Annotated in this window: 13 protein-coding genes; 10 read left to right on the forward strand and 3 right to left on the reverse strand. The window is 69.9% G+C overall.

Annotation, left to right across the window (positions count from 1 at the left end; translation table 11 throughout):
* Window position 1 precedes the first annotated feature (1 nt).
* From HDA45_RS38295 to HDA45_RS38340, 10 genes are all read left to right on the forward strand, one after another.
* Window positions 2-448: a phage tail protein gene (locus HDA45_RS38295; protein ID WP_184903816.1), complete on the forward strand. Its 447-nt coding sequence runs from the start codon at window positions 2-4 to the stop codon at window positions 446-448.
* Between the two features lie 2 nt (window positions 449-450).
* Window positions 451-1215, forward strand: a complete 765-nt coding sequence (locus HDA45_RS38300) for a CIS tube protein (protein WP_184903818.1) — start codon at window positions 451-453, stop codon at window positions 1213-1215.
* Window positions 1208-3028 (forward strand): VgrG-related protein, encoded by a 1821-nt coding sequence (locus HDA45_RS38305; protein ID WP_184903820.1) that lies wholly within the window; start codon window positions 1208-1210, stop codon window positions 3026-3028. Before HDA45_RS38300 ends, HDA45_RS38305 begins: the two co-directional genes overlap by 8 nt.
* A gap of 184 nt (window positions 3029-3212) precedes the next feature.
* Complete coding sequence (locus tag HDA45_RS38310; protein ID WP_184903822.1) at window positions 3213-3494, forward strand: PAAR domain-containing protein; 282 nt, start codon at window positions 3213-3215, stop codon at window positions 3492-3494.
* Window position 3495: 1 nt separating this feature from the next.
* On the forward strand, window positions 3496-3906 hold the full coding sequence (locus HDA45_RS38315) for a GPW/gp25 family protein (protein WP_184903824.1): 411 nt from the start codon (window positions 3496-3498) through the stop codon (window positions 3904-3906).
* The gene (locus HDA45_RS38320) at window positions 3906-5867 is read left to right on the forward strand and encodes a putative baseplate assembly protein (protein WP_184903826.1); all 1962 of its coding nucleotides are present in this window, start codon (window positions 3906-3908) and stop codon (window positions 5865-5867) included. The genes HDA45_RS38315 and HDA45_RS38320 overlap by 1 nt, the downstream gene beginning before the upstream one ends.
* On the forward strand, window positions 5864-6403 hold the full coding sequence (locus tag HDA45_RS38325) for a phage tail protein (RefSeq protein ID WP_184903828.1): 540 nt from the start codon (window positions 5864-5866) through the stop codon (window positions 6401-6403). The genes HDA45_RS38320 and HDA45_RS38325 overlap by 4 nt, the downstream gene beginning before the upstream one ends.
* Window positions 6404-6406: 3 nt before the next feature.
* Window positions 6407-7381, forward strand: a complete 975-nt coding sequence (locus HDA45_RS38330; RefSeq protein WP_184903830.1) for a zinc ribbon domain-containing protein — start codon at window positions 6407-6409, stop codon at window positions 7379-7381.
* A 267-nt stretch (window positions 7382-7648) separates the two neighbouring features.
* Window positions 7649-11698, forward strand: coding sequence for a VWA domain-containing protein (locus HDA45_RS38335; protein ID WP_246480929.1), 4050 nt, complete (start codon window positions 7649-7651; stop codon window positions 11696-11698).
* A 94-nt stretch (window positions 11699-11792) separates the two neighbouring features.
* Window positions 11793-13112 carry a COG1470 family protein gene (locus HDA45_RS38340; RefSeq protein WP_184903832.1) on the forward strand — a complete coding sequence of 440 codons (1320 nt, stop codon included), beginning with the start codon at window positions 11793-11795 and terminating at the stop codon, window positions 13110-13112.
* 6 nt (window positions 13113-13118) lie between these two features.
* Here HDA45_RS38340 and HDA45_RS38345 read toward each other — a convergent pair whose 3' ends face one another.
* From HDA45_RS38345 to HDA45_RS38355, 3 genes are all read right to left on the reverse strand, one after another.
* A complete protein-coding gene (locus HDA45_RS38345; protein ID WP_184903834.1) occupies window positions 13119-13742 on the reverse strand; it encodes a response regulator transcription factor in 624 nt (207 codons plus the stop codon).
* A 98-nt stretch (window positions 13743-13840) separates the two neighbouring features.
* Window positions 13841-14491 (reverse strand): response regulator, encoded by a 651-nt coding sequence (locus HDA45_RS38350; RefSeq protein ID WP_184903836.1) that lies wholly within the window; start codon window positions 14489-14491, stop codon window positions 13841-13843.
* A 3-nt stretch (window positions 14492-14494) separates the two neighbouring features.
* Complete coding sequence (locus HDA45_RS38355) at window positions 14495-15193, reverse strand: sensor histidine kinase (RefSeq protein ID WP_246480930.1); 699 nt, start codon at window positions 15191-15193, stop codon at window positions 14495-14497.
* Window positions 15194-15215: the final 22 nt, after the last annotated feature.

Consider the following 15215-nt stretch of genomic DNA (forward strand, 5'->3'; position numbering starts at 1 on the left):
GATGCCGGACGCAGAAGAAGCCGTCGCCGTTTGTTACGTCGTCAAGCTCGACGACAAGAACCTCGGCAACCTCGGCGCATTCAGCAGTTGCGACGGGCTGGGCTGTGAGTTCGTCATGGAGCAGCGGGAAGAAGGCGGAAACAACGGCATGGTCTGGCAGCTCCCGACGCGGATCAAGTACTCCAACGTCAAGCTCTCCCGTCCGGTCACGGCAGCCAGCTCGCAGATCACGAAGTGGTTCGCCGACATGGCGGGTGGCATCGAGCGCAAGACCGCGACCATCGAAGCGCGCACCCTCGAAGGCACCGTGATCGCCAGCTGGTCGTTGGAGGGTGTCGTCCCCGTGCGCTGGAGCGGGCCGCAACTTTCGCCCGACTCGCCGAAGGTCGCCACCGAGACCCTCGAATTGGCCCACCACGGCTTTCTCAGCCCGGCGAAGAAGGGCTAGCCATGTCCTCGCCTGTCACGTTCACCTCCGCCGGGTCCCAGCCACCCGCGGCGTACGGCTCCGGCGAACCGGCGCCGAACAATCTCCAGCGTGCACTGCTCGAGGTCCGCAAACCTCCGCAGTCCGGGGGCACCGGGCAACCCGGCGCCAAGATGTTCGAGATCAAGTTCCAGTTCAACCCCAAGGAACTCTCGCTCACCAAGAACGCCAAATGGGGCCGTGACCCGCAGCGCAACGCGAAGAAGAGCGGACCACCCGAGTTCAAGGGCTCGGACCCGTGCAAGCTCGCGCTGGAGATGTTCCTCGACGCCACCGACAAGATGGACGACGCCGTCGTCAAAAAGGTCGAGCAGCTCTTCACCTGCTGTGTCGCCACCGAAGAAAGCCGCCAGCACGGCAAGGGTTCGCCGCCGTGGGTGATCTTCAAGTGGGGCGGCATGACCGGTTTCCCCGCCTATGTCGCCGGCGTCACCGCGAAGTACACGCTGTTCACACCGTCGGGCACGCCGGTGCGCGCGGTGTGCACGGTGAACCTGGAGGAGATCGCCGGCGAGCTGAGCGGGCAGAACCCGACCTCGGGTGCGCTGGCGGCACGGGACACCCACGTGTTCGTCGCCGGTGACTCCCTGCAGGCGGTGGCGTTCCGTGCCTATGGCGACGCGGCGAAGTGGCGCGAGATCGCGGACGCCAACGACATCGACGACCCGATGTGGCTGCGGCCCGGCACCCGGTTGCTCGTGCCGGCGCTGGAGGAACTCGATGGCTAACGAGAGCTTCGCGAACAACCTCATCGTCGAGGTCGCCGGTGGCCCGCTGCCCGACGACGTGAAGACGCTGCTCTCGTACGCCTATGTCGACGACAGCAGGAACCTGCCGGACATGTTCGTCCTGCGCTTCCGCGACTCCGGGCACGTGGTGCTGGACAAGGGGAAGTTCACCATCGGCACGGCCATCAAGCTGAAGGTGCAGACCTCCGATCCCGAAGGGCCGCAGGAGCTGCTTTCCGGTGAGGTCACCGCGGTCGCGATCGACCTCGACCGGATCGGCACCTTCACCGAGGTGCGCGGCTACGACCACGCGCACCGGCTGTTCCGCGGCCGTCGGGTCGCGGTCTACCCGGGGATGAGCCTCGCCGACGTCGTCACGAAGGTGACCCGGCGGGCCGGGCTGAAGGTCGGCAAGATCGATCCGGTCCCCGGTGTCGGCGGCCGCCCGCATACGCAGTTCAGCCAGGACAACGTCAGCGATTGGGAGTTCTTGTCCCGGCTGGCGGAGTCGGTCGGCGCCCAGATCGCGGTGCGGGGCGGCGCGCTGGACTTCAGCCTCCCGGAGAAGCCTTCGGCCGCACCTGCCACCACCGCGAAGGCCAACACCGACCCGCTGGTGCTCGAGGCGCACCGGACCTTGGTCAGCCTGCGCGCCAGCGTCACCGCGGCCGAGCAGGTGCCCGAGGTCGAGGCCCGAGGCTGGGACATCGAAACGAAGAAGGCCCTGGTGGCCTCCGAAAAGCCGAAGAACGCGGGAACCGAGGTCGAGGGCGTCGATCCGGTCGCGCTCGCGAACAAGTTCTCCAGCCCCAAGTACGTCTCGGCGGATACGCCGCGCCGGACCCAGGCCGAGACCAAAGCGGCGGCGATCGCGCTGTCCGAGCGGCTCGGCGGCGCGTGCACCGAACTCGACGGGGTGGCCAAGGGCAACCCGAAGCTCCGGGCGGGCGCGGCGGTGACGCTGACCGGCGTCGGCAAGCCGTTCGCCGGCAAGTACACGCTCACCAGCACCCGGCACCTGTTCAACGCGGAAGTCGGCTACACCACCGAGTTCGCGGTGTCCGGCAGGCAGGAACGCTCCCTCTACGGGCTGGTCGCCGGTGGCACCAGGGCGTCGGCGTGGCCCGGAGTGGTGCCCGCGGTGGTCAGTGACGCGAAGGATCCCGCCGGGCTCGGCCGGGTCAGGCTGACCTTTCCCTGGCTGGATCAGGACTTCACCAGCGCCTGGGCGCGCACCGTGCAACCCGGCGCCGGGAACGGGCGGGGCGCGATGGTCATGTCCGAGGTGGGCGACGAGGTGCTCGTGGGCTTCGAGCAAGGCGACTTCGAAGCCCCGTACGTCCTTGGCGGGCTCTACAACGGCGCCGACGCGGTCCCGAAGTTCACCGCGTCGCCGATCGACGGCAACAGCGGCGAGATAGCCGTACGGGGCTTCGTCTCCCGCAAGGGCCACAAGCTCGAATTCGCCGAAAAGGACGGCATCATCGTCGCCTCCGGGGACGGGAAGCTGGTGGTCAAGCTCGACCAGAAGAACCAGATGATCGAAGTGACCAGCGGCAAGGGCGTCACGGTGAAGGCGCGGAACGGGGTGAGCATCGACGCGGGCACCGGTCCGCTGGAGCTCAAGGGCCAGAAGGTTTCCGTGAAGTCGGCGACCGAGGCGACCGTCGAGGCGAGCAGCAGCCTGAAGCTGTCGGGAACGGCGGGCGTGCAGGTCGAAGGCGCGACGGTCTCGGTCAAGGGGCAGGGACAGGCGGAGCTGACCGCGAGCGGCATCGTGACCGTGCGCGGCAGCGCGGTCAAGATCAACTGAGGAGATGGGATGTACTCGGAACCAGGCCAGGTGCGTGTCGTGGCGTGTCGCGAAAGCCACTTTCGCGACACCTGACGTCCCGAAAGTGGCTTTCGCGACACGCCGGCCACTCCGCACGCCGGACAGATCGGCAACCGAGATCCGCCCGGTCTCGAACCGTCAACAGACACTGAGGGGAGTGGGCATGCCACCAGCCGCGAGGGTCGGCGACCCGACCGGGCATCCGGGCGTCATCGCCGGGCCCGGGGTGCCGACCGTGCTCATCGGCGGGATGCCCGCCGCCACCGTCGGCACGATGCACACCTGCTCGTTCCCGCCGCCCGCGGTGCATCCGCCGACGCCGGTCGCGCCGCCGGGCTGCCCGACGGTGCTGATCGGCGGCCTGCCCGCGGCGCGCATGGGCGATCTGGCCGCCTGCGGCGCGCCGATCGTCATGGGCTGCCCGACCGTCCTGATCGGAGGCTGACATGGACTTTCTCGGCAGAGGGCTGGCGTTCCCGGTGCACACCGACGCGACGGGCTCGATCGCGCTGGTCAGCGGCGAACGCGAGGTCGTCGAGAGCATCCGGCTGATACTGGCCACCGCTCCCGGTGAGCGGCCGATGCGTCCGGAGTTCGGCTGCGCGGTGCACGATCTCGTGTTCGCGCCCGCCGACTCGGCCACCGCCGGGCAGATCGCCTACGAGGTCCGCACTTCGCTGGAGCGCTGGGAGCCGCGGATCACGCTCACCGATGTGGTGGTCGGTTTCTCCGAGGCCGAACGCGGCACACTGCTGATCGACATCAAGTACCACCTGCGCGGCACCAACGACCCGCGCAACCTGGTCTTCCCGTTCTACGTCATCCCGCCGCACGAGTCCACTCAGGACGGTGTGTGATGTCGCTGCCCATGCCCAATCTCGACGACCGCCGATTCCAGGACCTGGTCGACGAAGCCAAGCACCTCGTCCAGCGCAACTGTCCGGAATGGACGGACCACAACGTCTCCGACCCCGGCGTGACGCTGATCGAGACGTTCGCGCAGATGGTCGACCAGTTGCTCTACCGGCTCAACCGGGTGCCGGAACTGCATTACCTGCGGTTCCTGGATCTCATCGGGGTGCGGTTGTTCCCGCCTGCCGCCGCGCGCGCCGACGTGACGTTCTGGCTCTCTGCGGCGCGGGACGCCGCGGTGGTGGTCTCCGCGGGAAAACAGGTCGCGAGTGTGCGCGACGAGGTCGAGGACCCCGTCGTGTTCACCGTCGAGCGAACCCTGACGATCATGCCGTGTTCGCTCACCGGCCTGGCGACCGGCAAGTCCGACGCCGGTGTGCCGCAGGTCGACCACACCGACGAACTCCTGGTCGGCGGCGAACCCGCGTGTTTCGCCGAAAGTCCCGCGCCCGGTGACGCCGTCTACTTCGGACTGTCGGACGCCGTGCCCGGCTGCGCGGTGCTGCTGCGGATGGACTGCGAGGTCGAGGGGCAGGGTGTCGACCCGCACGATCCTCCGTGGGTGTGGGAGGCATGGGACGGGCACGGCTGGGCCGACGGTGAGGTCGACCGGGACAGCACCGGCGCGTTCAACCGGCCGGGGGACGTCGTTGTGCACGTACCGCAAGGGCACACCGTGTCGGTGCTCGCCGGAAGGCACGCCGGCTGGATCCGGTGCCGCTTGACGGAACCGAAGCAGCATCAACCGTTCTTCCAGCGGTCGCCGCGGCTGCGCTCGGTCGAGGCGTCGACCATCGGTGGCACGGTCGCCGCGGTGCACGCCGAGGTCGTGCGCGGCGAGGTCGTGGGCACCTCGAACGGTCTGCCAGGGCAGCGGTTCCCGCTCGGACGGCGTCCGGTGGTCGACGGCGGGGACGAGCTGATCGTGGAGGTGTCCGGTCCCGACGGCTGGCAGGAGTGGACCGAGGTGTCCTCGTTCGCCGAGTCGGGTCCGGACGACCGGCACGTCCGGCTCGACCGGGTGGCCGGTGAGATCGCGTTCGGCCCGGCCGTGCGCCAGCCCGAGGGCGGCATCCGGTACTACGGCGCCTTTCCGGCCAAGGCCGCCGCGATCCGGGTGCCCGTCTACCGGGCCGGTGGCGGTCGGCGCGGGAACGTCGCCCGCGAAGTACTCGAGGTGCAACGGGATCCGATCCCGTTCGTCAGCACCGTGGTGAACCGGCGTCCGGCCACCGGCGGGGTGGACGGCGAGTCGGTGCCGGACGCGGCGGTCCGTGGCCCGCTGCTGCTGCGCACCCGCGACCGCGCCGTCACCACCGAGGACTACGAACAGCTCGCGCGCGAAGCGGCGCCCGAGGCGGCGAGAGTGCGCTGTGTACCCGCGCACGGCGCCGACGGCCGCGAGACCGGTGCGATCCGCGTCCTCGTCGTACCCGCCGTTCCCGACACCGGCGAGCTGAAGTTCGCGACGCTGATGCTCGACCCCGGGATGCGCACACGGATCGAGCGATATCTGGACGAACGCCGCTGTGTCGGTGCCCTCGTGTCCGTGGAAGCGCCGTTCTACCACGGGGTCACGGTCGTCGCCCGGCTGAGGTCGCGCCGCCGGACCAGCCCCGCCGCTCTCGAACCGCGGGCGACGCAGGCGCTTTTCGACTACTTCAACCCGCTCACCGGCGGGCCGGACGGCGATGGCTGGCCGTTCGGGCGGCCGGTGCAGTCGGGCGAGGTCTTCGCGGTGCTGCAACGGCTTCCCGGTGTCGAGATGGTCGAGGACGTCCGCCTGTTCGCGGCCAATCCGGTCACGCGGGAACGTGGTGAGCAGGTCGACCGGCTCGACCTGCCGCCCCACGCGCTCGCGTTCTCGTTCGGGCACCAGGTCCGGGTCCGGGAGAGTGGCGTATGAGAGCGGCCGTGCCCGGATTGCCGAGCCCGCACCCGATCGGCGAGCAACTGCCCTCGGTCTACGCCGAGGACCTTTTCGTCCAGCGCTTCACCGGTGCGCTCGACGAAGTGATCGCGCCGGTCTTCGCCACGTTGGACAACTTTTCGGCTTACCTCGACCCGAAATCGGCGCCGGAGGATTTCGTCGGCTGGCTGGCGCATTGGGTGGCGTTGCGCATCGACGAAGGCTGGAGCCCGGCCCGGCTGCGTGAACTCGTGATCCGGTCGGTCGAACTGCATCGGTGGCGCGGTACGCAGCGCGGGCTCGCCGAGCACGTGCGGTTGCTGACCGGCGGCGCGGTCGAGGTGACCGACAGCGGCGGCGTCGTGGCGTCGCCGGAGCCCGGAGCGCCGCTCCCGGATCCGGGGCCGCCGTGGGTCCATGTGCGCGTGCGGGTGCCCGAGCGGGACCGGATCGACGAACGACGGCTGACGGAGACGGTCGTGGACGCGGTGCCCGCCCACGTACGCGTCACGGTGGAAGTGGTGGAGGGGTAGCGGATGGTCGTTTACCGGGAATGCGGGCATCAGGGTCCCGCCGACGTCGAGTTCTGCGGCGAATGCGGACGGTACCTGAAATGGGACGACGAGGAACCCGCCGCGGTGCCCCAAGCGGCCGCCCAGCACCAGCTCGTGCAGCCCGCCGAGCAGCTCGCTCCGGTCCGGCAGCCGCAGCAGCAGACGGTCGAGGAGCAGATCCTCAATCCGGGCGACCTGATCTGCGGCAGATGCGGCAAGGGCAACGTGCCCACTCGCAACTTCTGCGGGCGTTGCGGCGCGTCCTTGGCCGAGTCGGAGGTCGTGAAGACCTCATGGTGGCGACGGCTGTTCGGCCGCCGCTCCCGGGAACACAAGGCGGGGGAGCGGCCGGGCAAGGACGGTGTCCGCCGTCGCGCCGGGCGTGCCGGCGCCGCACGACGCCGCGTCGGCAAGGCCGTCCGCCGGGTGATCGCGGTGATGCTGCTGCTCTCGGCGCTGATCTACGCGCTGTACCAGCCGTTCCGGGGCGCGATCAACACCGCCGCTGTCGGCCTGTGGAATCAGGCGACGGGGATCTTCGAAACGAAGCTGGACCCGGTACGCCCGAGCAAGGTGACCGCGAGCGCGCAGTTGCCCGACCATCCGGGAAACCTGGTCAGCGACAACGCCACGAACACCTTCTGGGCGGCCGCCGCCCAGAGCGAGCCCGTACTGGTGTTCACCTTCGACCGTCCGGTGGACCTGCGGAAGGCGATCGTGCATTCCGGTAACGGCGCGAACTTCCAAGCCGCGCATCGGCCGAAGACCCTGCATCTCGTGTTCTCCACCGGCAAGACCTACGACATGGTGCTGGCCGACACGCCGGACGCCCAGGAAGTCCCGATCGAGAACAGCGCGGGTGCGACCGGCATCGAGCTGCACGTGGTCGGGCTGCATCGCTCGTTGGACGGCATGGACGTCGCGATCTCCGAGATCGAGCTGTTCGAGGCCGGGTGAGGAGGACAACGTGGCACTCTTCGGCGCCCGATACGTGGGCGGGGTTGCGAAAGCCACTTTCGGGACGCCCGATGTCCCGAAAGTGGCTTTCGCGACATCGCCGCAGGCCACCCGAAAACCGATCGTCAGTACCTTGTGGACAGTCCCAGGCGGTCGGAACCCCGCGGTCCATCCCCTCGCGAAGCCGGCGAGCGCTGAAAGGGTTCGATCACGCCGTGTTCGGCTCACCCCGGCCACCACCGGCGGCAACCACCGAGGAAGGACAGGATGACCATGCGCCCGAACCGAGCGGTGACGGCGATCGCGTTCGTCGTGGTGCTGGGCGGAGCGGCTGTCACCGGGGTGTTCGCGCCGACAGCGGCGCAGCAGCCCGCGCCCCCTGCCGTGCCCTACCGCGTCGGCTACGTCAGCGCCGCGACCACGGGCTTGTTCCAGGCCACCGGCGAGGGTGTGGTGGCGGCACTGCCCCCGGGTGCCGAGGGCGTCGATTCCGACGCGTCCGCAGGCAAAGGCGGCCTGGTGTGGGTGAGCAAACGGGCCGTGGCCGACGGTGCCGAGCGTGACGGCGAGATCTGGTACCTGCGGGACGGCACCCGGGTTCCGGCGCGTCTGACCGACGACGCGACCGTCGACACGCATCCGGCGTTGTCGCCCGACGGTTCGTCGGTCGCGTTCGTCTCGGAACGCACGGGGAGCAAGGACCTCTTCGTGATCGGCGTCGACGGCCGCGGTCTGCGCCAGGTGACCTCCGGACCGGCCGCGGACGATTCGCCGAGCTGGTCACCCGACGGGAGCCGTCTCGTGTTCAGCAGCACCCGCGAGGATCCGGCCGGTGACATCTACCTCGTACCGTCGAACGGTGGCGCGCCGACCCGCCTGACCGGCGACCCCGGCGCGGACACCCAGCCCGCCTGGGCCCCCACCGGTTCCCGGATCGCGTTCACCACCACCAGGTTCGACCCGGCCGGGGACGTCGTGCTCATGTCCGACGCCGGTGGTGCGGTCACCCGAGCCGTACCGGAGCCCGGTGACTCGTCCGAGCCCGCGTGGTCGCCGGATGGTGCGCGGCTGGCCTTCACCACACGTCAACCGGATCCGCTCGGTGACGTCAAACAGGTCACCCTGCCCGGCGGTCAGGTCTCGGTGATCTCCGCGCTGTCCGCGGTCGGCGAGACCGAACCGACCTTCCGCGCCGGTGGACAGCCGGTGTTCACCCAGCTCCGCGGTGGGGCCACCACCGACATCTGGAGCGCGGACGCGCGCGGCGGCGACCGCCGTGACCTCACCAACCGGCCGGACGCCGACGAAGCCGATCCCGCTTTCTCGCCGGACGGGACTTCGCTGGCCTACACGGAGTTCGGCACCGGTGAGGTCCGGAACAGCCGGATCGTCGTGGCGAACGCCGACGGCGGCGCGCCGCGGCCGCTGACCGGTGGGGACGAGGGCGGCAAGCGGGAGCGCCACCCGGCGTGGTCGCCGGACGCGACGAAGATCGCGTTCACCCGGACCGTGTCGATCGGTGAGGGTTCCGACAGTCTCGTGCGGATCGTGCGCGTCGCGGACGGCCGTCTTCTCGGTGACATCCCGATCCCGGCGCATCTGCGCGGTGACGACTCGCAGCCGGTGTGGTCGGCGGACGGAACGAAGATCACGCTCACCCGGGCCGCCACCCGGATCGGGCCGCCGGGACCGTCCAGAGTGGACCCATCGGTGGTGGACGTCCCGGTCGGGCGCGGCGGTTCGGCGCGGATCGGCAAGACGGTGCAGACCGACCGGATCCGATCCCTGCCGGACATCGTCCTGCTGATGGACCAGACAGGCTCCATGGGCGGGGTGATCGAACAGGTCAAGACGAACCTCGGCAAGGTCATCGACAGCGTGCGAGAGCGGGAGAAGGACGCACGGTTCGCGGTCGCGGCGTTCGGAGACGTGGGCGACGACAAGAACGAACCTGTCCCGCGGTCGTTCTTCGTCCAGCAGCCGCTGACCCCGGCGGGCACCGAGGCCGAGCGGAAGCTGCTGTCCGACGCGTTCGCCCGGATCACGGCGAAGGGCGGCGGAGACACCGCCGAGGACTGGCTACTTGCCTTACAGAAGATCGCGACCGGAGCCATCACCTTCCGCCCGGACAGCAGCCGGGTCCTCGTCCTGGTCGGGGACGCGGCGAGCCATGAAGACCCACCGGACACGGGGTCGGCGGTCCGGGCGGCGGTGATCGCCGCACTGAACGCGGCGAAGATCAGCGTGGTGGCCGTGCCCGCGGTCACCGGAGGCTCGAGCGAGGAGCGCGACCACGGTCTCGACTGGCGGGGACAGGCGACCGCGATCACCAATGCGACCAACGGTGTCCTCACGCCCGGCACCGATGAAGGCCGGATCACGGAGGCGATCATCGCGGGCATCGGCGACCTCCCGGTCAGGGTCCAGCCGGTGAGCTTCTGCGACCCGGGCCTCACGATGACGTTCGACCCCGCGGGCCCGCAAAGTGTTCCGGGCGGCACGAGCGCGAGGTTCACCGAAACGGCGACCGTGTCCCCGGCGGCCGCACTGGGTTCCTTCCTGCGCTGCCGCGTGGAGTTCCGGTTGAACGGGGAAACCACCGTACGGCCGGGCTACACCGAGAACGTCACCGTGCGCGTCAAGGATCCGGCTCTGCCGCTGATCACGCTGCACGATCAGACGGTGACCGGGACCGGCCCCACGGTGATCGCGTATCCCGTGAGCGCGGTGGACGCGAACGGGAGTCCGCTGAATCCGAGCTGTACACCGCCGCCCGGCGGCTCGTTCCCGGTCGGTGCCACCACGGTCACGTGCACGGCGACCGGGACGAACGGCACCGCCGTCGAGACCGCTGTCATGGCCGTCGCCCAGCCGGGGGAAAACCGGCGGAAGCTGCTCTGGCAGGTCGCCCTGACCCAGCCTTCGCCCGATATCGTCGTGCCGGGAAACCAGCGTGACCTTTCGTCACAGTTCGGGCCGGATTGCGGTGCCGGCGCGGAAGGGGCGGCGGACGTCTCGCCGGACGGAGCCACTCTGGCGTTCCAGAGCGGCAACGCGCTGATCTGTGCGGCTCCCGCCGACGGCGGGCCGGGCCGGATCCTGGTGCGGCGCGCGGGATTCGTCGACGATCCGGCCTGGTCGCCGGACGGCGGGCTCATCGCCTACACGAACTCCCCGGGCGAATCCCCGCCAAGGGTCGCGGTCGTGCCGTTCACCGGCGGCGACGGCCGGATTCTGATCGACAGCCCCGGCGGGGCCGCGCAGCCCGCGTTCCAACGGATTCCCGACCTCGCCGTGAGCGCGACAGCGGTACCCGCCGCGATCCCGTTCGAGGGGCTCACCACGTTCGAGTTCGTCGTCACCAACCGTGGTGTCACCGCGGCACCAGGGGTGGGGCTTTTCGTCCGGCTGACAGCCGGTCTGCGGGCCGCGGCGGTTCTCCCCACCAAAGGCACTTGCACGCCCGAATCGGTGTGCGAGTTCGGCACGATGGTGCCGGGCGAGGAGGTGAGGGTGCGGTTCAGCGCGACCGGCCTGGCCGTCGGAACACAGGCGGCCACCGGCACGGTCACCTCGACGGGCCAAGACGCGGACACGCGGGACAACTCCGCGACGGCGGTCGTGACGGTCGCCGAAAAACCGGTGCCCCCGGTGACGCCCGGATCCTTGTCGGTCGGGATGTCGGTCTCGGCGGTCCCGCTGTTCGTCGGCGGTGACGACGCGGTGCTGACGTACCTGGTGCACAACGGTTCCCAGGCCGCGATGCCGGACGTCCGGCTCGTGACCCAGCTTCCACCGCAACTCCCCGCGACTTCGGCCGCACCCGGATGTACGCCGGGCGGTGGAAGTTGCGCGCTCGGGACGCTGGGGCCCGATCAGACCGTGACGGTCCGGATCTCTTTGGCCGCGAAGTCCGCCTTCGACGCCCAGGTGTCCGGCAGGGTGAGCACGACCGGTCCGGACAACAACCCCGGTGACAACACGGCGAACGCGCGGGTGGTGGTCCGGCGGCCGGTGGTCGAGCTGGATCCGAAGATCGGCACGCTCGGCTTCGTCCCGCGGGTCAGGGGAACGGACTTTCCGCCGGGTGCGGTGGTCCGGCTGGGTTGGTCGGCGGGCATCTCCGCACCGGGACTGGCCACGGTCGGCGCGGACGGAAGGTTCGAGGCGCGCTTCTTGATCTTCCACCACGACCTGATCGGCCCGCGCACGGTGAACGTGACCTCGGCGGGTGGCGTGAAATTCGGGACAGCACGGTCGAATCCGATCCTGGTGGTGCTCCGGACCCAGCAGCCCCCGTTCATCACCCGCGGCTGAGGAGGGGGACTGCCCTTATGGGCGACGACCGGCGCACGGCCGCACACCCGTCCGCTGGTGCCGGGCGGGGCGCCGGTCGCGCAGACTTCCGGACATGGGAGCAACGGCGACACTGTCGGAGGCCGGCCTGGTCGCGGAACCGGGCGAGGAGATCACCTGCTCGGTGACCATTCGCAACGCCGGCCGGGTCGTCGACCAGTTCGCGATCGAAGTGGTCGGCGACCCCGGCGCCTGGGCCACGGTGGAACCGGCGACGGTGAACCTGTTGCCGGAGGAGACGGGCACGGTGCTCGTCCGGTTCGCGCCGCCCCGGTCGTCCGACGTCCGGGCGGGCCTGATCCCCTTCGGTGTCCGGGTCTTCTCGAGCGAAGACCCGGCCGGATCGGTGGTCGAGGAGGGCACCCTCCGGCTCGGCGCTTTCATCGAGGTGACCGCCGAAATCGTTCCGGCCAAAGTGGAGGCCGGTTCCAAGGCCGACTTCGAAGTGGCCGTCGACAACCGCGGGAACCGGCCGGTCGCCGTCGAACTGAGCGCGCTCGACCCCGAGGACGAGCTCGACTTCCAGCTCGAGCGGAACCGCGCCGATCTCGCGCCGGGCACGGCCGCGTTCGTCCGCCTGCGGGCCCGGCCGCGGAAACGGTTCCTGCGCGGGCAGCCCGTCCGTCACCGCTTCCAGGTGTTCGTCACCGCCGACGACGCCGAACCGCTCAAGACCGAAGGCACCATGGTGCAGCGGCAGTTGCTGCCGAAATGGTTGCTGCCGGCGTTGGCCGCGCTGCTGGTGCTGTTGCTGGCCCTGGTGACGCTGTGGTTCACGGTGCTGAGGCCCGCGGTGAAATCGGCCGCTCGTGAAGCGGCTCAAGAGCAGAACCAGGAGGTGATCAAGGCGGCTCAGGACGCCGGTGGCGCCGCGGGTGAGGCGAAGAAGGACGCCGGTCAGGCCAAGCAGAACTCCGAAGACGCGATGAAGGCCGTCGGGCTGACCCCGCCCGTGGACGGTTCGCCTCCTGCCACCAGGACACCGAACGGTGTGCCCAACCAGGCGGGCAACGCCAACGGGACGCCGACCGACTTCCGCGTGGCGGCGGACGCGGCCGCCGACTCGAACGTCAACCGGTTCGCCGAATTCCCCTACGCCATGCCGGATGCCACGAAAACCTTGGTCGTCACCGACCTGATCCTGCAGAACCCGCGTGGCGACAACGGAACCCTGAGGCTGTTGCGGGATTCCGGCGGCGCCAAAACCGTCCTGCTGGAAGTCGGCCTCGCGAACTTCCGCGACCTCGACCACCACTGGTTGCAGGCCTGGCGGTTCGCCCCGGGTGAGAAGATCGTGCTCGCGGTCAGCTGCCAGACACCGGGAGGAGGTGCCCGCTGCACCCCGTCGGTCTCCTTCTCCGGCCGAGTCGAATAGACCCGATCAGATCAACCCCTCGCGCAAGGCGAACGCGACGGCATGAGCGCGGTTGCGGAGCTGGAAACGGTTGGTGATGTCATGCAGGATCGATTTCACCGTCCGCTCGGAGTAGCTCAGCTTGTCGGCGATCTCCTTCGTCTCGAAGCCGTCGGCGACCATCCGCAGCACCTCGGTCTCGCGCCGCGACATCCCGGCCAGATCCCAGCCGTTCGGTTGCAGGACGTCCCGCTGCAACCGGGACACCCGGGACAGCAGACGGCCGAGCAAATCCGGCGGCAGCGCACCCTCCCCGGCGGCCGCGGCCTTCACCAGCCGCACCAGGGTGTCGGGGGTGGCGTCGGCCCGGCGGATGATCGCGGAGACACCGTTGCCCACGACGTCCAGCAGCTCCGAGTCGTCCACCTCCCCGGCGACCAGTACGACCCCGGCGCAGCTGGCGCAGTGGAGGCTGCGCAGCAACTGCCGTGCCTCCTCGTTCAGCCGCTCGACGATGACCAGTACGACGGCGGGCTCGTCGGAGCCGTCGGCGAAGCGGATCTCCGGGCGTGCGCGCAGCGCGGCGGTGACACCCGCGTGCGTGATGGTGTCGGTGGCATGGAGCTGCACCGGTATCTGGTCGACGAGCATCGCTGAACCCCTCCCCGCGAACGGCGTTTCCTCATCCAAGGATCGTGGGGGCGGGGTTCCGCGAACAGGGATCCGGAGTCCCGATATGTCCCGCTTTGCTACTCCGATCGAGCGACGCCCGCCTTCCTGATCTTGGCGATGGCCTGGGCCCGGTCGGTGACCTGGAGTTTGCGGAAGATGTGGGACACGTGGTTGCGCACGGTTTTCGGGCTGAGCACCAACCGGTCGGCGATGGAGGCGTTCCCCATGCCCTGCGCGATGAGCCGCATGATCTCCCGTTCGCGCACGGTCAGCTGCGGGAAGGACTCGTCGCGCGGGGATTCCGTGCCCAGCAGGGAAAGCACCTGGTTCGCGACCGCCGGACTGAAGATCGCTTCGCCGTCGCCGATCACCCGTACCGCGCGCACGACCTGTTCGTTGCGCGCCCCCTTGAGCAGGTAGCCACGCGCACCGGCGCGCATGGCGGCGAACACGGCGGTTTCGTTCTCGAACATGGTCAGCATGAGCACGCCGGTGTGCGGGCTTGCGTCGACGATCCGGCGGGTCGCCTCGACGCCGTCGAGGTCCGGGAGGTTCAGGTCCATCAGGACGACGTCGGGCTCCAGCCTGCCCGCTTCCGTGACCGCGGTGTGGCCGTCGGCCGCCTGGCCGACGACCTCGATGCCGTGGGTGCCGTCCAGCATCGCGCAGATGGCCGCCCGGAAGGCGGGATGGTCGTCCACCACGAGGACACGCAGGGCCGGGAACATCGCTCACTCCTTGGTGGCGAGCGGCAACCAGGCGGCGATCCGGGTGCCGCCCGAGGGCACCGGCTCGACCACGCAGCCGCCACCGAGGTCGCCGGCGCGTTCCCGCATCGAACGCAGTCCGGTCCCGCCGACCGGGGGGAGGGCCTCGCAGCCCGGGCCGACACCGTCGTCGACGATCTCCACGCGCAGATCGCCGTCCAGCGGCCAGAGGCACACCGTGCACTGCCGGGCACCGGAGTGGCGCACGATGTTCACGAGCGCCTCGCGGATGATCCGGTACGCGGTGACTTCCACCTCCGACGACAGCGGCGGCAGCTCACCGCGGACCTCGACCGCCACCGCCAGCGGGCCGTGCTCGGCGGGTGCCCGGTCGGCGAGCATTCCGGCATACCGGCGCACGGCCGTGACGAGTCCCGTCTCGTCGAGCGCGGGCGGGCGCGCGTCGGTCACGATGCGGCGCAATTCGGTGATGGCGCCGTAGAGCTCCTCCTCGAGCCGGGCCAGGAGGCGCTCGGCACCGGCCCGGTCACGGACTATCAGTTCCCGGGCCGCACGCAGCCCGAGCACCGCCACGGCCAGTGTCGGCCCGACGCCGTCGTGGAGGTCGTCGAGCACTGTCCGGAGCCGGTCTTGATACCCGGCAGGATGAACGACGTCGGTGACGACGAAGGTCCGGCGCATCTTCTCCCCGTCCGGCGGCATGATCTGGATCCCATGGCGTCCG

The sequence above is a fragment of the Amycolatopsis umgeniensis genome (assembly GCF_014205155.1).
GTDB lineage: Bacteria > Actinomycetota > Actinomycetes > Mycobacteriales > Pseudonocardiaceae > Amycolatopsis > Amycolatopsis umgeniensis.